13 protein-coding genes are annotated in these 19,148 nt (G+C 41.8%); 3 read left to right on the top strand and 10 right to left on the bottom strand.

The window, feature by feature from the left end:
• Positions 1 to 80 precede the first annotated feature (80 nt).
• Positions 81 to 1,220, top strand: a complete 1,140-nt coding sequence (gene chrA / locus BWD47_RS14155) for a chromate efflux transporter (RefSeq protein ID WP_075594196.1) — start codon at positions 81 to 83, stop codon at positions 1,218 to 1,220.
• Here chrA and BWD47_RS14160 read toward each other — a convergent pair.
• Genes BWD47_RS14160 through speA form a run of 4 tightly spaced genes read right to left on the bottom strand, consistent with a single transcriptional unit; the run spans position 1,217 to position 6,200 of the window.
• The gene (locus BWD47_RS14160; protein ID WP_075594166.1) at positions 1,217 to 2,470 is read right to left on the bottom strand and encodes a mechanosensitive ion channel family protein; all 1,254 of its coding nucleotides are present in this window, start codon (positions 2,468 to 2,470) and stop codon (positions 1,217 to 1,219) included. The genes chrA and BWD47_RS14160 overlap by 4 nt on opposite strands.
• The gene (locus tag BWD47_RS14165; protein WP_075594167.1) at positions 2,467 to 3,390 is read right to left on the bottom strand and encodes an acyltransferase; all 924 of its coding nucleotides are present in this window, start codon (positions 3,388 to 3,390) and stop codon (positions 2,467 to 2,469) included. Before BWD47_RS14165 ends, BWD47_RS14160 begins: the two co-directional genes overlap by 4 nt.
• Positions 3,391 to 3,419: 29 nt before the next feature.
• Positions 3,420 to 4,298, bottom strand: coding sequence for an acyltransferase (locus BWD47_RS14170; RefSeq protein WP_036974093.1), 879 nt, complete (start codon positions 4,296 to 4,298; stop codon positions 3,420 to 3,422).
• Between the two features lie 21 nt (positions 4,299 to 4,319).
• On the bottom strand, positions 4,320 to 6,200 hold the full coding sequence (speA, locus tag BWD47_RS14175) for a biosynthetic arginine decarboxylase (RefSeq protein ID WP_075594197.1): 1,881 nt from the start codon (positions 6,198 to 6,200) through the stop codon (positions 4,320 to 4,322).
• 197 nt (positions 6,201 to 6,397) lie between these two features.
• On the opposite strand from speA, the gene speE reads away from it, so the two are divergent.
• A complete protein-coding gene (speE, locus tag BWD47_RS14180; protein WP_074989836.1) occupies positions 6,398 to 7,261 on the top strand; it encodes a polyamine aminopropyltransferase in 864 nt (287 codons plus the stop codon).
• 78 nt (positions 7,262 to 7,339) lie between these two features.
• Here the strand turns inward: speE and BWD47_RS14185 are convergent, their stop codons facing one another.
• Positions 7,340 to 8,941, bottom strand: coding sequence for a methyl-accepting chemotaxis protein (locus BWD47_RS14185; RefSeq protein WP_036974095.1), 1,602 nt, complete (start codon positions 8,939 to 8,941; stop codon positions 7,340 to 7,342).
• A gap of 237 nt (positions 8,942 to 9,178) precedes the next feature.
• Between BWD47_RS14185 and BWD47_RS14190 the strand changes: the two genes are divergently transcribed.
• The gene (locus tag BWD47_RS14190; RefSeq protein WP_075594168.1) at positions 9,179 to 11,221 is read left to right on the top strand and encodes a glycoside hydrolase family 97 protein; all 2,043 of its coding nucleotides are present in this window, start codon (positions 9,179 to 9,181) and stop codon (positions 11,219 to 11,221) included.
• A gap of 57 nt (positions 11,222 to 11,278) precedes the next feature.
• Here the strand turns inward: BWD47_RS14190 and BWD47_RS14195 are convergent, their stop codons facing one another.
• The 5 genes from BWD47_RS14195 to BWD47_RS14215 all read right to left on the bottom strand — a co-directional run bounded on the left by BWD47_RS14195 (position 11,279) and on the right by BWD47_RS14215 (position 18,921).
• The gene (locus BWD47_RS14195; RefSeq protein ID WP_074989839.1) at positions 11,279 to 12,520 is read right to left on the bottom strand and encodes a cysteine desulfurase-like protein; all 1,242 of its coding nucleotides are present in this window, start codon (positions 12,518 to 12,520) and stop codon (positions 11,279 to 11,281) included.
• 10 nt (positions 12,521 to 12,530) lie between these two features.
• Positions 12,531 to 13,163, bottom strand: coding sequence for a 2OG-Fe dioxygenase family protein (locus tag BWD47_RS14200; RefSeq protein WP_075594169.1), 633 nt, complete (start codon positions 13,161 to 13,163; stop codon positions 12,531 to 12,533).
• A 362-nt stretch (positions 13,164 to 13,525) separates the two neighbouring features.
• Positions 13,526 to 14,467, bottom strand: a complete 942-nt coding sequence (locus BWD47_RS14205) for a hypothetical protein (RefSeq protein WP_075594170.1) — start codon at positions 14,465 to 14,467, stop codon at positions 13,526 to 13,528.
• Positions 14,468 to 14,684: 217 nt separating this feature from the next.
• On the bottom strand, positions 14,685 to 17,282 hold the full coding sequence (gene acnB / locus BWD47_RS14210; RefSeq protein ID WP_065978931.1) for a bifunctional aconitate hydratase 2/2-methylisocitrate dehydratase: 2,598 nt from the start codon (positions 17,280 to 17,282) through the stop codon (positions 14,685 to 14,687).
• A gap of 568 nt (positions 17,283 to 17,850) precedes the next feature.
• Positions 17,851 to 18,921 (bottom strand): OmpA family protein, encoded by a 1,071-nt coding sequence (locus BWD47_RS14215; RefSeq protein WP_075594171.1) that lies wholly within the window; start codon positions 18,919 to 18,921, stop codon positions 17,851 to 17,853.
• Positions 18,922 to 19,148 lie beyond the last annotated feature (227 nt).

Below are 19,148 nucleotides of genomic sequence, written 5' to 3' on the forward strand. Positions count from 1 at the left end.
GCGATGTGTATGTCATAAAAACCACAAAAATGTCATAGAAATTTGTCATAATTAGGTGATTAGATTCGATGGCGAAAACAATGTTACTAGTTATATTTAAGCAATTTTTTTTATTAGGCTGCATGAGTTTCGGTGGCCCCGCAGCGCACTTAGGCTATTTTAAACGTCACTTTGTCGATAACTTAAAATGGTTAAATAGCGAGCGCTACGCACAACTAATAAGCTTAAGCCAAGCATTACCGGGTCCTGGGTCAAGCCAAGTAAGCTTTGCGATTGGGGTTGAGAAAGGCGGTCTATTGGGCGGTTTGTGTGCCTTTATTGGGTTTACTCTACCGTCTTTTTTAATTATGTTTTTTTTGGCACTGAGTGCCCACCAATTTGGTAACATTTATTTTGCTGTTATTGCGGGACTTAAATTATTTGCCATCGTTATTGTCGCTGATGCAACTTACAGTATGGCGGTGAGCTTTTGTAAAACACATTTACTTAAACTTATCGCGGTATTAAGCACGTTATCGTTGATTATTTTTTCACAGTTTTCCAGCCAAATTTTTGTGTTAATTATAGCTGCGATTATTGGCTGGCTTTATCCACAACATAAACTCCCTCAGCATGAGAATGTAAGTAAACCCGTTAAAGTATCGTGGTTACCTTTTATCATTTTTGCAGTATTGCTTATCGCGAGCTTTTTACCCTTTGGCGAGTGGTCCTCACTATTTGCTCAATTTTATCAAACAGGAGCGATGGTGTTTGGTGGGGGGCACGTTGTGCTACCTATTTTGCAAGCAAGCATACCAAGCCTTGAAACCGAGCAGTTTTTGTCAGCCTATGCCAGTGCACAAGCAATTCCTGGCCCTATGTTTACAATAGCGACCTACTTAGGGGCTGAACTGACACCTCATTCTCCCCTATTGGGAGCACTTATTGCGACGCTATTGATTTTTTTACCGGGCTTTTTATTGATGCTTGCATTTTTAAAAAGCTGGCTACAATTGGCTGATAAACCACGCTTTGCTGGCAGTATTGCCGCTCTCAATGCTGCGGTAGTCGGGTTTTTAGCGGCAGCACTCTACTCGCCGATTTGGCTCAGCACAATCACCAACATATGGCAGATTGTATTAGTGGTTACAGCCTTCACATGGTTAAGGGTCGCTAAGCCCCCTATTTGGTGGTTATTACTTGGCTTTATTGGTATCGCTTTGGCAGTGCAGTCGCTCTAGTCTTTACTTTTAGGCGCCGCGTTAATCACTTTAATACTTGGTTTATCTACGACATGCTGCTCATTAGCCGAAAATTGCCCCGTCACACTCTGATATGGGCGCAATCCAAAAATAGGCAATACTGCAAGCAGGTGATCCATGATCTCTGCTTGTAGATGTTCGTACGATATCCAACGTTTGTCTTCGCTAAAGCAATAAAACTCAATTGGTAAGCCATGATTAAATGGCTGAAGTTCTCGCACCATGAGGGTCAAATCACGGTTAATTCTTTCATGCTGTTTCAAGTATCCTTCAGCATAACGACGAAATAAACCTAAATTCGTAACAGGATCAGGTAACGTTGTCACACGAATGTAGTCGTGCAGAGGTATCGCGCTATTTATTTGCGTATGGAAAGCCTCATCAACTAAACGAATGCTGTTCATATCTATATTTAAAGAGCGTTTAATTCGACGACCACCCGACTCCTGCATACCCCGCCAATTTTTAAATGAACCGGCCACCAACATGTAGGTAGGAATGGTGGTAATCGTGTTATCCCAGTTACGCACTTTTACCGTGTTCAAACCAAGGTCGATAACCTCACCATCAGCGCCATAGCTATCAACTTGAATCCAATCACCATAAGTAACTAAGCGATTAGCAGCAATTTGAATACTGGCAACAAACCCCAAAATAGTGTCCTTAAACACTAACAAGGTCACCGCTGCAATGGCACCAAAACCAGATAAAATATAGGTGGGCGACTTTTCAAGTAATATACTGACGATCAAAATAGCGCAGATCATGAAGGTGATCAGTTTCACAACTTGAATCAAACCTTGTATGGGCACTTCTCGGGCAAACTCCAGCTGGTTATAAATGCCCCCAGCAATACTGACAATGCTGCTGATGATAAAACCGCCATAAATAATCAGAACAATTTGACCAATGGTTTTTAAAACTAACGCTGCCACCTCTGTGACAGGGTAAACATTGTCGAATGTTGCTAAATACAACACGCAACATAAGGTGCCTGCAAAACGTCTATTAAGTTTAGTTAGCATGGGTGCTAATGCACCAATGCGTTCTGGCGAAAGGCGCGTTACAACACTTTGTATTCCAGGAAGCATTAAGCGCCGAGTAAAGACATACACCAGCAATAAAGCACTCACACCAATTGCGGTGGCTGTCAGCGCACTGAAAAGCTCCGCATCTGGCATTGCTTCAAACCAAGGCATAACCAATTGTTGCAAGTGAGTTTGCTTCATGGTGCTTCAACTTCCTTACTGATATTTGCTACCAGACTACCTTGTTTGGCCTGATAATAATTAAATAATTGCGCGTCTTTTTGAAGCCAAATTTCATTGATTCGTTGCTGAAATGCGGTTCTAAATTCACGGTCATGTTGATAATCACCAATCATCTCAGCACTGATAGCCTGCACATGTATATCTACTTTAATGAGCGCTAATCGGCCACGCATTAAGTTGCGACAAATATGACTGCCCTCACCTTGGTAAATAATAGAAGTATTAAGTAACGCATCAAACTGTTCACCCAGCACTTCCAGCGCAAACGCAATCCCTCCCGCTTTCGGCTTGAGTAAATAACCAAATGGACTGTTCTGTTTTGTATGCTTTTGCGGGGTAAAACGTGTCCCCTCAACAAAATTAATAATGGTGGTTGGGTGATTACGAAAATCACGACAGCTTCGCTTGGTCCGTTCAACATCAAGGCCTTTAAGCTTTGGGTTTTTAGCCAGCTGCGACTTACTGACACGCTTCATAAAAGGCATTCCCATCGCCCACGCACCCGTGCCAATAAAAGGCACGTACTTTAGCTCATCTTTTAGAAAAAACTTTGGCGCCGGTAATACATCAATCGCACTAAGCACCACAATATCTAACCAACTCATATGGTTAGAAATAAGTAAGTACCAGCTATCGCGATTAACATTGCCTTTAATATTAATTTCAATATTCGGGCAACCTAGCCACAGAGCAAAACGATTCCCTTTGCACCATCCCCGATAAGCACCATGCAAAATGTGACTAATGATGTTGAATGGTAAAATAAGTTTCAACACACCAAACAGCAACACAAGGGTTCCCCAAAGAATGACATTGGCAAACAGCACAATACTGACCAACAATCCGGTTAACCAATTAGGTAAAAATTTCTTTAACATATGTGTGCTCTCAGCTGTGCCAGCAGCATCTACTCAGCTTGCGATTCAAACTGGGCAAGCTGCTGGTTTTTCTCTTCCCAAATACGATTTAACTCCGCTTGAAAATTCACTCTAAAGTCTGCATCACCAGTGTAATCACCTATTAAATTAGGACTGACATCCATCACTTCAACGCGAACATCGATTTGCTTCACTCGGCCACTGGCAAAATCCACAAAACTTGGAATACCACCCGGGTAGTGAATGGTGACATTTACAACTTTTGAGATCTGCTCACCCATAGCTTGCATAACAAACGCCACACCACCCGCTTTCGGTTTTAATAAGTACTGAAAAGGGCTCTTTTGACGCGCATGTTTTTCAGCGGTGAAGCGCGTGCCTTCCACAAAATTTACGATGCTTACTGGCATTTCTTTAAATTTTTCACAGGCTTTACGCGTTGTTTCTAAATCTTTTCCGCGCAACTTTGGATTTTTCTTAAGCTGTGACTTGCTAGTACGCGTCATAAACGGAAAGTCTAACGCCCACCATGCAAGCCCTAGAAAAGGAACGTATATCAATTCCTTTTTCAAGAAAAAGTTTAAAAACGGGATACGGCGATTAAAAATACGCTGCATGACTAAAATATCAACCCAGCTTTGATGATTAGCAATCACTAAGTACCAGTCTTTTGAACGAAGTTGCTCAAGGCCCGTTACATTCAGTTGATAAGAAGCAAATACATTTTGGTTTATACCATTGCACGTAACCCACACTGTGGCACATTGCTTAGCAATCCAACTCATCAACTTTTGTAATGGTTTAATTGGAATGAGTTTAACCAAACCACACAAAAAAATAGGCACGAACCAAAACAGCGTATTTAGGGTGTAAAATAAAATACTCAATACACAACGAATAACGGACATTACTACTTATTCCTTTAACCTTTAATCTTCAAAATACGTATAGCCAGCAAGGCCCGCATTTAATTCAGACAAATATTGTGCCTTAGATTGCGCATCAATTTCCAGCTCATCCACACGTTTTGCGAAGTTGGCAGCCAGAATATCGCTATCATAATCAACGAACTTTAATACGTCCTTAACACTGTCGCCTTTAATCGCATTGGTTAATTGGTAGCCAGCCTCTGTCAGCTCTACATGCACTGAATCGGTATCACCAAATAAATTATGTAAGTCGCCTAAGATTTCTTGATAAGCACCAACTAAAAACATGGCAATGTGGTACTGCTGACCTGATTTATACTCAGGGATAGGTAAGCTGCTTTCAATGCCTGTTCCCTCAACATAATTGCGAATTTGACCGTCTGAATCGCAGGTAATATCTTGAATGATCGCGCGTTGAGTGAGTGGTTTATGTAAATTTTCAACAGGCATTACAGGGAATAATTGCTGGATCCCCCACACATCTGGCAACGACTGAAACAGTGAAAAGTTAACAAACAACTTATCGGCAAGCTTCTCATTTAAATCGTCGAGCACTTCACGGTGTGCACGCGCATTGTCGCTCAGTGAAGCGCGAACGCGATGTAAAATAGTAAAATAAAGTTGCTCAAGCTTCGCCCATTCCAGCATCGTCAGAAGACCATGGACATATTGATCATGTGCTTCGCTAAATAAATGCATTGCATCATGATAAATCTCCAGCGCCATGCGAGGTGTTAAGCGCTGTAAGCATTGCCACATTTCATCTAGCACTAAAACATTGTTTGACTCTGGCGGAGTTGGATTTACATGATTTGGCGCACGCTCGACATCAATCACATCGGTAATCAATACCGCGTGATGCGCCGTTAGCGCACGCCCTGATTCGGTGATTATTGCAGGCTGCTTTAAGCCATGTTGTTGGCACACTTCTGCAAATGCATTCACAACATTACGCGCATACTCATCAACACTGTAGTTCATAGAACACGCACTACGTGAACCAGACCCTTCGTAGTCAACGCCTAGACCCCCACCTACATCAACGGTATTAAGTGGTACACCTAACTGGGTTAGTTCGGCAAAATGACGTGCACATTCACGAAGTGCGCGATGAATGTCACGAATATTGGCAATTTGAGAACCGATATGAAAATGCACCAATTGCATTAAATGTAATTTGTTTCGCGACTGAAGTAATTCAACCGCAGACAGCACCTGCCCAGCAGTTAAACCAAACTTACCTTTTTCACCCCCCGTGTTCTGCCACTTGCCTTTGCCCACAGAGTTTAAACGAATACGAATACCAATCGATGGTTCAATGCCCAAGTCATCAATTTCAGCTAATAAGGTGCTAAGTTCTGACAGTTTTTCTACCACAATATGCACTTTGTGACCTAAACCTTGACCGATACACGCTAAACGTAAAAATTCACTGTCTTTGTAGCCATTACAAACAATGGTAATCGGTTCTTTGGCAACACCTAAAATTGCCATTAATTCAGGTTTAGAACCCGCCTCAAGACCCACTAAACCACTTGGGTGAGCAAGTAGCTTTGTTACGACCGAACGTTGCTGGTTCACTTTAATTGGGTAAACACACGTATAAGTGCCTTGGTAGTCGCGAGCTTGACGAGCTTTAGTAAAAGCGCTTGTCAGCGTATCAACCCGATTTTGCAAGATATCAGTAAATCGAACTAAAACAGGTAAGGTAAGACCTTGCTTCTTAAATTGCTCGGTGAGTTCAGATAAAGAAATTGCAGATTTAGTTTGATCACCGTCAGGGTAAGCGACCAGCTCACCTTGTGCGTTAATATCAAAATAACCGTCACTCCAATGAGCAACATTATACGTTTCGCGTGCTTTGTCTAAACCCCAAGTCATGGCCATGTCTTCTGTAAATTCGTTAAATATAAACGCGCATTTTAATACGCTCGCGCCTACCACGCTAACAAAAATTGCCCTATATGCCAAAGTGATAAAAAATATTCGCTATACTGATTAAAATTTGATTGAGCAATTGGCCAAGCACTGGCAGAATTGCCCCCTTTTTTACCATTAACTAAAAGTGTATAAGCAAGATGGCTAATTTAGATCAAAACAACTGGTTCACTGAAATTAGTGACCGTGATGGTAGCGCCTTTTCACTGCGTATAAACAAAAAGCTTGATGAACAGCAATCGCCGTTTCAAAAAGTAGAGATGTATGAAACAACTGACTTCGGTAATCTTATGATTATTGACGGTTGTACAATGGTAAGTAGCCGTGAGAACTTCTTTTATCACGAAATGATCAGCCATCCTGCTCTTCTTGCGCACCCTAATCCTAAAAATGTAGTGATTATCGGTGGCGGTGACTGCGGCACATTGCGTGAAGTATTAAAGCACCCTGGTGTTGAAAGCGTCACGCAAATTGATATTGATGAAGTTGTAACGCAAATGTCGCTTAAATACTTCCCTGAATTATGTGAGTCAAACCAAGACCCGCGTGCCACAGTGATGTTTGATGATGGCATTAAATACATGCGTGAAGCTGCGCCAGAATCAATTGACGTGGTTATTGTTGATGGCACCGATCCGGTGGGCCCAGGTGAAGGGTTATTCAACCATGCTTTTTATACAAGTTGTCTAACAGCACTTCGTCCTGGCGGCATACTCATTCAACAAAGTGAATCACCGCTTATGCACATGCCTTTATTAGTTGAGATGCGTGACGCGATGAAAGACGTGGGCTTTAATGACCTACAAACGCTGCCATTTCCACAACCAATTTACCCAAGCGGTTTATGGTCAGTTACTCTTGCACGTAAATCACAGGCATTTGATGGCTTTCGTGAAGACGACGCGAATACACTAGCTGAAGGAACTGAATACTACAACGCTGGTATTCACTACGGCGCACTAGCAACACCTAACTACATGAAGCGCGCTTTTGAGAAAAAGTAAGGTAAGGTTGTTTATTGATTAAAAAGGGCTCGCTGAGCCCTTTTTTAATTCCTTTAGAATAGTTTACGCAGAGGGGCATTACACCTTAAAACGGTTCACTAAATGATTTAGCTCATTGGTGAGCTGATTCATTCGGTTTGCCACTTCTTGTGTTGAACTTGCCAAGCCGCCTCCTTGTTGGGTTTGATCATTTAAATCAGATAAATTCTGGCTAATTTCATCTGCAACAGCCGTTTGCTCTTCAGTGGCCTGTGCTGTTTGCATTGCCATATCATTCACTTTTACCGATGAGGCTTGCATCGCATTAAGCACGTCATTCGTTTGTGTGAATGATTCAACAGCTTCATCGGCAAAACGCTTACCACTGTTTATAGCCTGCAAAGATTGCTCAACGCTTGAAGCAAATTGTTCAACCATGGTTTGAATATCGTTCGTGCTTTCTTGAGTACGCGTTGCCAATGTTCTTACTTCATCGGCAACCACTGCAAAGCCCCGACCTTGCTCACCGGCACGCGCAGCTTCGATTGCCGCATTCAGTGCCAGTAAGTTAGTTTGCTCTGCGATTGCACGGATCACTTCCAGTACCTTCGCTATATTATCTGAGCTTTGTTGTAACTCGGTAGAGCGCTGCGTTGCGTGATCCATATTCTCAGACAAAGCAACGATTTTCTTACTGGAATTATCAACCGCTGATAACCCCTTCTTAGCCAATTGCTGAGAATTATCTGCTTCATGAGAAGACTGTTGCGCCACATTTGCGACTTCACGGCTTGCAACACTCATTTCGTGTACTGCACTCACAATTGACTCGGATGCCTGACTAAGCTTTTGATTAACTTGATGGTTCTGATTTGAAAACGAATCTAGATCATGACCGAGACTTTGTAATTCTTTGGCTTGTTCAAGTATGTCTTTTATCAATTGCTGTAAATTATCCAAGAAGCGATTAAACGCGGTTGCTAAATCTGCAAACTCATCTTGGGTTTTAACATTAATACGCCCAGTTAAATCACCATCACCAGACGCAATTTCGTTTATTCGTTCAGTAACATAATTCATTTGGGTCGTTAACTGTCGTGGAATGACATAACTAAACCAACCCGCAACCACTAATACCACGGCAATCATTATCATTAGTAATGCTTTAAAACCTGTGATTTTATCCATTAGCTTTTCAGTTTCGGACTGCGAGGTTTGTTCTGCCACCTCACCCGCTTTATCTAAAATGTCACGAAGCGCCGAAAAGGACTGTTCTGCCATTTGATTTTGAGACGCACTGGTTGCGCTATTAATATAGGCTGTCGATGCCGAATACCATGCATCAAAAGCACTATTAAAATTACGAAACTGTGCTAACACTTCTGGATAAGGTGACATGTAAGATAAATATTGTTCAAAGCGCTCTTGCACTTGGTCAGCATTTTCTTGATGTTCCGCTAGAAAAGACTGATCACCTTTATCCATAGTCACTAAGTGCAGCTCTGCCACTTTCGCTTGATACAAATCTCGATCTGCATTCACGATAACTGACACCGCATTTAAAAATCGCTCCGATTGCGTATCTATGGCTTCTTTTTGTAAGTTAATTAAATAACTGTAGCCAGCTATTAATATAATAATAGCGACCCCAAGCAACACAATGGGCAGTGAACTTTTGACACGAATACTCTGTAACTTCATACGTTTTCCTAATTCAAATTCGAAACCAGCTCATTCCTTAAGATCTTAGTAGAAAAATAGTAAAAGTGTGCGAAATTAAAAATACAAAATGAGGCGATTTAATTAAGGCGGCTATTACAACCTGAAAATTGAATACGTATGCAGATCACTCGTATTAGCAGGCAAGTCAATTTATGCTTAAAGCTTATAGGAACATATACGACAACAATCCATATTCTGCATCGCCAAGGAATAATAATGAAATATACAGCCTTACTACTCGCTGCCTTCTCAGGGACGTGTTTAGCACACACTACCACGGTCAGTTCGCCTGATGGGCAAATTAAAGTCACGATTTCTGATGAACAACACACCCCTAGCTATGAAATCAGCTTTGCGGGAAAGCAAGTTATTGCACACTCTGCTTTAGGACTTGTTTTTAAACAACAACCTGCAATGAGTGAAGGCTATAAAATTAGCAGCCAAACGACTAATTCTGTAAAAAGCAGCTGGGAACAACCTTGGGGTGAACGCCAAACGGTAGTTGATAACCACAACGAAGTTGCTGTCACCTTTAAAAAGCCACAACCCCAAGGTGGCACCTTTACCGTGCGTTTTCGTGCCTTTAATGATGGGGTCGGTTTTCGCTACGAACTACCGAATCAATCAGGTTTTGAAGATGTAGAGATCACCAAAGAGCTCACTGAATTTGCAATCACCGATTCAGCCAATGCAACTGCATGGTGGATACCTGCTCGCGGTTGGAATCGATACGAATATGTTTATAACACCACGCCTGTTCACAAAGCTCCTTTAGTACACACTCCGTTTACTATTAAAAACAAAGAAGGTGTTCATATCAGCATCCACGAAGCTGCGCTGGTCGATTACGCGGGTATGGTATTAAACCAACGCCGTGATGGCACTTTCCAAGCTGACTTAACACCGTGGTCCGATGGGGTTGCCGTAAAGAAACATGGCGCATTCAACACGCCGTGGCGTACTATTCAAATTGGCGATGAAGCGGTTGATTTAATTAACTCTGACATCATTCTCAACCTTAATGAACCAAATAAACTCGGTGATGTATCTTGGGTTAAGCCCGGTAAATATGTGGGTATTTGGTGGGGTATGCATATTAATGAAAATACGTGGGGAAGTGGAAAAATTCACGGCGCAACGACCGCAAACACCAAATACTATATGGACTTTGCCGCACAATATGGCTTTGATGGTGTACTTGTCGAGGGATGGAACATTGGTTGGGATGGCGACTGGTTCTATAACGGTGATGTATTTAGTTTTACCAAACCCTATGACGACTTTGATATTGCAGAGCTTACTCGCTACTCCAAAGAGAAAGGTGTACAGCTAATTGGTCATCACGAAACCTCGGGGAATGTCACTAATTATCGTAACCAAATGGAAGATGCCTTTGCACTGTATGAAAAATCAAACGTAAGCCAAGTAAAAACGGGCTATGTTGCAGACGGTGGCAATATTAAACGTGTTGATGAAAATGGCATAGTGCGTAAAGAGTGGCACGATGGTCAATTCATGGTGAATGAATACCTTTATAACGTGAAACTTGCAGCAAAGCACAAAATCAGCATCAACACTCACGAACCCATTAAAGATACTGGCTTACGCCGCACTTATCCAAACTGGATTGCACGTGAAGGCGCGCGAGGCCAAGAGTTTAATGCTTGGGGCACACCGCCTAATCCACCGGAGCATATTCCAATGCTTGCCTTCACACGTATGTTAGCGGGACCAATGGATTTCACCCCTGGTATTTTTGATATGGGGTTCAATGGGTTGGGTGCTGATAGTAATCGTCCACAAACAACACTTGCAAAGCAACTGGCGTTATACGTAGTACTGTACAGCCCTATTCAAATGGCTGCTGACTTACCACGCAATTACTTAGCAAAACCGGATGCGTTCCAATTTATTCAAGATGTGCCTACAGATTGGCAACACAGTATTGCGCTGCAAGGTGAAGTAGGTGATTACGTTGTCTTTGCGCGCAAAGAGCGTAAACGCGATCACTATTCAGGCAATGACTGGTACCTAGGTGCAGTCACTGATGAAAATGCACGTACACTGCAAGTTAAACTCGACTTTTTAGAGAAAGGTAAACGCTTTGAGGCGCAAATTTACCGTGATGGCGATAAAGCTGAATGGGTTAACAATCCCTACGACTTAACAGTAGAGAAACGCATTGTGTCTGCAAGCGATAAACTCACTTTAAAACTTGCCACAAGTGGTGGTGTCGCGATTCGTTTTAAAGCGCTGTAAAATAAAGTCACAAGAAAATGATGCTACAACCACGTTGTAGCATCATGTTTAAAGGTATTAATTTATTTTTAATAACTGATCAAACAAATCGAACACCTGATCAAGCTCTTCAATTGTGTTGTAATGCATACAACCAATACGCACTACACCCCCCGTGTCTAATACACCTAATTGCTTGCATAAACCTTGTGCATAAAAGTTGCCATCCCATACACAAATGTGATGTTTACCTAAAAATTCAGATACAACACGCGGTTCAATGCCTTCAAAGATTAATGCAAAGGTTGGAGTACGCATTGATAAGCGCGCAACGTCATTAATACCAAACAATTTAATACGTGAGTAATCGGCTAAGCGAGTTAAGAAATGCTTACTGAGCGTCATTTCATGTTGTTTAGTAATAGCAAAAGCAGCCGCTAATTTTTCTCGGCGCGAATGACTATCATCCAACTCGCTAATAGCAGCAATGTAATCAACGGCAGCAATTAAGCCAGCTAAAGCTTCAAAGCTTTGTGTCCCCGTCTCCCAACGGCCTGGGATGACGTCTTTCGCGGGCTCTACTTTATACGGGGTGAAACCTTCTAAATGCTCACGCTTACCGTATACAAGACCCAAATGAGGACCAAAAAACTTATAGGCAGAGCATGCTAAAAAGTCACAATCAAGTGCTTGAACATCAATCAGCTCATGCGGTGCAAAGTGAACTGCATCCACGTATACAAGAGCACCAACAGTATGGGCAAGCTCGACAACACGTTTAATATCGTTAATTGAACCAGTGGTGTTTGATGCATATGTCACGGCAACGAGTTTTGTCTTACTTGATAATAAACTCTCAAAATGAGCCATATCTAAGCTACAATCGGCTTCGTTAATTAAAGCCGTTTTAACTAATGTGCCTTTATCTTCAGCTGCTTGCTGCCAAGAGGATACATTTGAGTAGTGATCTGCGTTAGTGACAATAATTTCATCATCAGCAGTCCAATCTCGAGAAATCGCACGGCTAAAGCTAAACGTGAGGCTTGTCATGTTAGCACCAAACACGATTTGCTCTTTAGAAGGCGCATTCAGTAAGTCTGCCGCTGCTTGGCGAGCATCGGCCATTAGCTCAACAGTTTTATCACTTGAGAAAAAAGCACCGCCTAGGTTTGAGTTGAAATAACCTAAATACGCACTCATGGCACTTAAAACAGACTGCGGTACTTGTGAGCCACCGGGACCATCTAAGAAAACTGGCGATGTACCAGCCACATTTTGCATTAATGCCGGAAATTGACGACGTAATTGCGTTAAGTTCATCGTATTTTCCTTACGCAGTAAGCACGAAGCAATCAAGGTAACCCTCTTTGCTTGCATCTAATTTATTCATTGGTGTTGCGTTGTGCCACACTTCACGGTCATTAATGAGTGCGAACATGCCGTCTTTAATTTCCATTTTAAAGCAAGGCTCAGCTTGTTGATTCTCGTAAACAAGTAGCTCACCGCCTTCGAGGTTTTCATGTGATACACCACAGACACATACATGGTCGAAACCATCTTGGTGAACCCCTTCAGGTGCAGCAGGTGTGTCACTGTCGATCGCAAGCATTCTAAATTGATGAATTTCAATATCACGGTCAGCACTGATGCCGGTCATTTCACGGAATTGATTAACAATTTGCTTCATGCCATCACTGGCTAATAAGCTGTCTTCAAGATTCTCATAGGTACGCTCTACATTCCCTTGAAACGTATTGATTGAATCATCTTGAACAAATGCTTTTGTTGGTTGTAATTTTAATTCGCCATCAACCACTTTAATTACCGAATAGCGACGTTTACGAAATGCACCATCTGCGTATGGGTTAGCGGGTAAATTAGCAAAAGAAGGCTTTACTGCGTCAATATGTGATTGGCTTACAAAACGAAGTTGTAGGAGGTTCTGGTTGTTTAATGTAGTCATAAAGATCTCGCCTTAATACGTTGAGAATATTGACGAGGATTTTAATGCAATTGATGAGGAAATTTTGCGTTTTTATGTAAACACAACCGGTCTATTGTTTAATTTTAAGATCGTTTTTATTCTTATTTTAGAAGTTTAATCTAAAAAATAAAAAGTGCTGAAATACACCGTTTAAGCTTAGGGTACCTATTTCAAACCGCTAAATAACAAGACAATGTGAAGTTGATAAAAAGCCACAGCGAACCGTGGCTTTTAGTTTACTCAATAAGTTATGGTCGTCGTATCTGAGACGCTTACAAATTCACTCGCGTAATCTGCTTATCGGAATGTACAGTCTCATTAAAAAAGTGAATCACCGAGTATTAATAGCTCCATTGTAAGCCTAATGCAAACGATACATTACTGTATTCAACTTCAGGTACACGAAGGCGTTGACCGTTTTCTAGATTCTTGGTCACAATATCACGTGACTTATACTGAGCATCGATTCCACCAATCAATGCGATATGAGACAGTACTTGATATCGCATTCCTACCCGCCCCATAACACCCCAACCATTAAAGCTATCGGTGAGTGTCGAGGTTTCAAATTGCGTATTCTGAATCTCAGAATACATAGGTGTACTTAATTCAGTTTCAATATACCAACTATATTTATTAAAACTCTTTTGCAAGCGACTATCGTAACGCGCTCCTATGGTCAGCAAGATCCCCATTTGATCTTCAGAAACCGAAATAACCGGACGTAACTGCGAAGCATAATCCTGCTGCTCTCCTGTATTATTACCTGAATTCATACCGGGTAATGTAAATCGCGCGGGATTATTTGGGTCATCTGATAATGCGATTAATGCTTCGTCGAATGCTGTTGCACCGGGTTGTACAAATGCAAAATTCGAACGCGTGAAACTAGAAGTAAAAAACTTTGTCCCTAGTGTAAATTGCACTGTTTGAGAAAAATTATACGCCCCCTTAAAACCTATTTCATTCGCTTTCGTTTTAAATGCATTTTCTTGAATAGCACCAAAGTCATCCATGTACCACGTCTCAGTTTCAATTTCTGTGGATATTGTTGCAGCACTTTCAATATAAAAGCCCCAGTTATCATCGATACCTGTGTATGAAATTTGCCGTACGGCAGGGTTTGTTACATCAATAGATTGATTAAGTTTCCCAAAGCCTGCAACATCATTTAAAGTTTCGCTGTAGCTAATTGTTTCGAAACCTACTCTAACTTCACTAAAAGAGGGGTTAACTGCCAATACAGAACTACTAAATGGGAGTAGAAAAAGGAGTGCTTTCATTATTCAGTTCCTTGAAATACAGAGTCTGCGTCGCCAAGAAATAGATGCAGCCCTTCCTTGGTTACACTTTTAAACATTAAGTTACACTAATTAACTTTTTACATTAATCAGTGTAGACAAACGTATTAGTATTTCAAATAAAACTGAACAAAAAGTTAATAAAAAAGCCCGCATATATAATGCGGGCCTTTTACAGTAAAACTCAATTAGTTACTTATTACACAGCTTGCTGAACAATTACTTGATCTGCCTTTTTAGTGTATTGAGGCATACGGTGGAAGTTCAGGTAGCGATAAGTATCAGCTGCTGTTGCGTTGATCTTATCTGCGTACTCTTGATATTCAGCCGGTGTAGGCAGCTTACCTAGAATTGCAGCAACCGCTGCAAGCTCTGCTGATGCTAAGAATACGTTTGCGCCAGTACCAAGACGGTTAGGGAAGTTACGAGTAGACGTAGACACAACTGTCGCCTTATCAGCAACGCGTGCTTGGTTACCCATACATAATGAACACCCTGGAGTTTCAATACGCGCACCTACACGACCAAAGATACCGTAGTAACCTTCGTCAGTAAGCTGATCTTTATCCATCTTCGTTGGAGGAGCAACCCATAACTGAGTTGGAATACGACCGCTGAAGCCATCAAGAAGTTTACCCGCAGCACGGAAGTGACCAATGTTAGTCATACAAGAACCGATGAATACTTCGTCGATTTTCTCGCCTGTAACGTCAGATAGTAAACGTGCGTCATCTGGGTCATTTGGCGCACAAAGAATAGGTTCTTTGATTTCAGCTAGGTCGATTTCAAGTACGTGTTTGTACTCTGCATCGGCATCCGCTTCCATAAGCTCTGGGTTCGCTAACCACTCTTGCATTGCATTAATACGACGTTCGATAGTACGAACATCACCGTAACCTTCAGAGATCATCCACTTAAGCATGACAATGTTTGACTCAAGGTATTCAGCGATAGATTCTTTAGAAAGTTTAACGGTACAACCTGCCGCTGAACGCTCAGCTGACGCATCAGAAAGCTCAAATGCTTGCTCAACTGTTAAGTGCTCAACACCTTCGATTTCTAGTACACGACCAGAGAATTCGTTGATTTTACCTTTCTTCTCAACAGTTAGAAGACCTTCTTTAATACCGTAGTAAGGGATAGCATGTACTAGGTCACGTAACGTGATACCTGGCTGCATTTCACCTTTGAAACGTACTAAGATTGACTCAGGCATATCAAGTGGCATTACACCTGTTGCAGCTGCGAATGCTACCGCACCCGAACCTGCTGGGAATGAAATACCTAGAGGGAAACGCGTATGCGAGTCACCACCCGTACCTACGGTGTCTGGTAATAACATACGGTTTAACCATGAGTGGATTACACCGTCGCCTGGACGAAGTGATACACCGCCACGGTTCATGATGAAATCAGGAAGCGTATGATGAGTGTTTACATCGATTGGCTTAGGATATGCTGATGTATGACAGAAAGACTGCATTGTTAAGTCTGCCGAGAAACCTAAACATGCTAGATCTTTAAGTTCGTCACGTGTCATAGGACCTGTTGTATCTTGCGAACCAACGGTAGTCATTTTCGGCTCACAGTATTGACCAGGACGTACGCCAGGCATGTTACATGCTTTACCAACCATTTTCTGTGCAAGCGTAAAGCCTTTGCCAGAGTCAGTAACAAGAGCAGGTTTGCGGAAGATATCTTCTGCTTCTAGACCTAGAGATGCACGCGCTTTGTCTGTTAGACCACGACCGATAATAAGTGGAATACGGCCACCAGCACGCACTTCGTCAAGAATTACGTCTGATTTTAAAGAGAACGTTGAGATAACTTCATCAGTGCCGTGACGCTTAACCACACCTTCGTAAGGGAAGATATCGATTTGGTCACCCATGTTTAGTTCATCAACAGGTAATTCGATTGGTAATGCACCAGAATCTTCCATCGTGTTGAAGAAAATAGGCGCGATTTTACCGCCTAGACATACACCACCAACACGCTTGTTAGGTACGTGAGGGATATCATCACCCATGAACCAAAGCACTGAGTTAGTTGCAGATTTACGCGATGAACCCGTACCAACTACATCACCAACATACGCGAGCGGTAACCCTTTCGTTTTAAGCTCTTCTAGTTGTGAAATTGGACCAACTTCACCAGGCTTGTCTGGGTTGATACCGTCACGCTCGTTTTTAAGCATAGCTAAAGCGTGCAGTGGGATATCTGGACGAGACCATGCATCAGGTGCAGGTGAAAGATCATCAGTGTTTGTCTCACCCGTTACTTTGAAAACAGTAACAGAGATTTTTTCAGCAACGGCTGGTTTATTTACAAACCATTCTGCATTTGCCCAAGACTCGATAACTTGTTTCGCGAATTCGTTACCAGCCTTCGCTTTTTCTTCTACGTCGTAGAAAGCATCGAACATTAATAATGTGTTTGATAAACCTTTAACGATAATTGGCGCTAACGCTTCGTCGTCTAAAAGTTCAATCATAGGTGCGATGTTGTAACCACCTAACATAGTACCTAATAGCTCTGCCGCTTTTTCTTTTGATACTAATGGTGAGCTTGTTTCACCTTTTGCTACTGCCGCTAAAAAGCCAGCTTTGATGTATGCAGCATCGTCTACGCCTGGTGGTACACGATTAACAAGAAGATCAACGATAAACTCTTCTTCACCTGCAGGTGGGTTTTTAATTAGTTCAATAAGATCAGCCGTTTGCTGAGCATCTAGTGGCGCTGGTACGATACCTAACGCGGCACGTTCTTCTACGTGTTTACGATATTCTTGTAGCACAATATTGCCCTCTTGGTGACGTGAGAGTACTCGGTAGTATTAAACTAAATACAATCATTACCCAGTACTTATAGTATTCTGACGGTTAATTATAAAGCTTTTAAGTATAGATGAAAATCCATGCTGCGGTTAGGCACTTTATATTCACTATAAATAACATGAATAGTGGTAGAAAAAAAAGCTATTCAAATGAATATTTATTAACTAAGAATCATTCCTATCTGCTTTAGCGGTCATTAACAGTGCGTTTAACCCTATTCGCTTTATTAAGCGCATTATTTAAAGGCAAGAAAATCTCGATAATAACAAGACAAAATTTTGTCTTTTAGCTGCTTTTAGCTATTGCTTTTGCATCGCTCTACCAGCTCAATCAATGCAGTCGTAAATCAGACATTTTTAACGCAGCTAGCGACAAATTTAGCACCTCACAATAGTTAAGCGTTATTGTGAACTGGGGTAGGTATTTTTGCAGATTGGCTTAACGACTTATCCTTATGAGCACACTATTTTAACCATAAAAAACCCAGCACTTGGCTGGGTTTTTAAAATTAGTCGCAAAGGTTAATTATTAACGCTCTACTTTTACACGCTCAATAACGCTTACGTGTGCTTCTACACGACGGTTTTCAGCATGTGCTTCAGCTGTATTAGCTGGGTTTTTAAGGCGCTCTTCACCTAAACCAACAGTCGTTAGACGCTCTGCATCGATACCATCTTCAATAAGTTTCTTAGCAACGGCATCAGCACGTTTCTTAGATAACCACTTGTTGTAGTCAGCTTTACCTACAGATGAAGTGTGACCTTCAAGTAGTACTTTAGTGCCTGGGTGCTCTTTTAAGAAAGCAGCAGCTTTAGCGATGTCATCTAAGTACTGTTGAGACACTTTAGATGTGTTGTTAGGGAACGTGATTAGTAAGCTCTTCGTTACTTCACGGTCTTCGTATAATGTACAACCCGTGCCGTCAACTGCATCAGTCATCGGTGTGTTAGCACATTGGTCGTCAGCATCAGGGATATTATCACCATCGCTGTCTACAGGCTCAACAGCAACAGGAACAACTGTTGGAGCTGGCTCAACTGGCTCAGCTGAAGATTCTTGAGCACCAAAAATGTAGCTTAAGCCTAATTTAGCGCCTACATCTGTATAACCACGGTCAAGACCTTGGTATAGAGACGTTTCAGCGTTAAATGCGAAATTGTCAGTGAAGTAATGTTGGTAACCAGCACCTAGGTTAGCGAACATTAGGTCTTCGTCAACTGCATCAAGGTTTTTCAAACCGAAGATACCGTAGAATGGGCCACCACCGAAGTGATATAAACCATCGATACCGTAACGCTTACCGCTTTCTGAACCGCTCATAGTCGTGCCGTCGTTCAGAGCTACGCTGTAATCAAAATCCATATCAGCATACTCAAGACGAGCGCTCCAGTAATCGCTGAAGCGATAACCTAGCTCTAAACCCCAACCTGTAGAGTCATCAACATCTAGGCCACCTGGCGCGAAATCGCGAACATTTTCCCAAGACGCATCATAGTAGTCGCCAAATGCACCGATATAAAAACCTTGTTTTTCGGCTGCGAAGCTTGATGCACTAGTTGCAGCTAATGCTAAAGCAATAGTAAGTGATTTTAATTTCATTGTTTCCTTCCCATTTTCACAATTAAAATTGTAGCTAAGTCATCCCAGCTCAATCAGTTTAAACAGAGTAGTCGACTAATAGTTAATCAAAACTTAACACACTCGGTACAGAACAAATATCTTGCCGAGTAATTTCAGTCAATTACCCATAATAATAGGTTATCTAAATAACTTTGCATAACAATGCCTTTAGATCGCTTTGTTAAAATCAGACAAAAGCTGCTTTT

Source organism: Pseudoalteromonas sp. PAB 2.2, from assembly GCF_001938575.1.
Classification (GTDB): Bacteria; Pseudomonadota; Gammaproteobacteria; order Enterobacterales; family Alteromonadaceae; genus Pseudoalteromonas; species Pseudoalteromonas lipolytica.

Coding starts and splice junctions, on each gene's coding strand:
- BWD47_RS14190 (WP_075594168.1), top strand. CDS start 9,179: ATGAAATATACAGCCTTACTACTCGCTGCCTTCTCAGGGACGTGTTTA.
- BWD47_RS14170 (WP_036974093.1), bottom strand. CDS start 4,298: ATGTCCGTTATTCGTTGTGTATTGAGTATTTTATTTTACACCCTAAAT.
- chrA (WP_075594196.1), top strand. CDS start 81: ATGTTACTAGTTATATTTAAGCAATTTTTTTTATTAGGCTGCATGAGT.
- BWD47_RS14185 (WP_036974095.1), bottom strand. CDS start 8,941: ATGAAGTTACAGAGTATTCGTGTCAAAAGTTCACTGCCCATTGTGTTG.
- BWD47_RS14160 (WP_075594166.1), bottom strand. CDS start 2,470: ATGAAGCAAACTCACTTGCAACAATTGGTTATGCCTTGGTTTGAAGCA.
- speE (WP_074989836.1), top strand. CDS start 6,398: ATGGCTAATTTAGATCAAAACAACTGGTTCACTGAAATTAGTGACCGT.
- speA (WP_075594197.1), bottom strand. CDS start 6,200: ATGACTTGGGGTTTAGACAAAGCACGCGAAACGTATAATGTTGCTCAT.
- BWD47_RS14200 (WP_075594169.1), bottom strand. CDS start 13,163: ATGACTACATTAAACAACCAGAACCTCCTACAACTTCGTTTTGTAAGC.
- BWD47_RS14165 (WP_075594167.1), bottom strand. CDS start 3,390: ATGTTAAAGAAATTTTTACCTAATTGGTTAACCGGATTGTTGGTCAGT.
- BWD47_RS14215 (WP_075594171.1), bottom strand. CDS start 18,921: ATGAAATTAAAATCACTTACTATTGCTTTAGCATTAGCTGCAACTAGT.
- BWD47_RS14195 (WP_074989839.1), bottom strand. CDS start 12,520: ATGAACTTAACGCAATTACGTCGTCAATTTCCGGCATTAATGCAAAAT.
- BWD47_RS14205 (WP_075594170.1), bottom strand. CDS start 14,467: ATGAAAGCACTCCTTTTTCTACTCCCATTTAGTAGTTCTGTATTGGCA.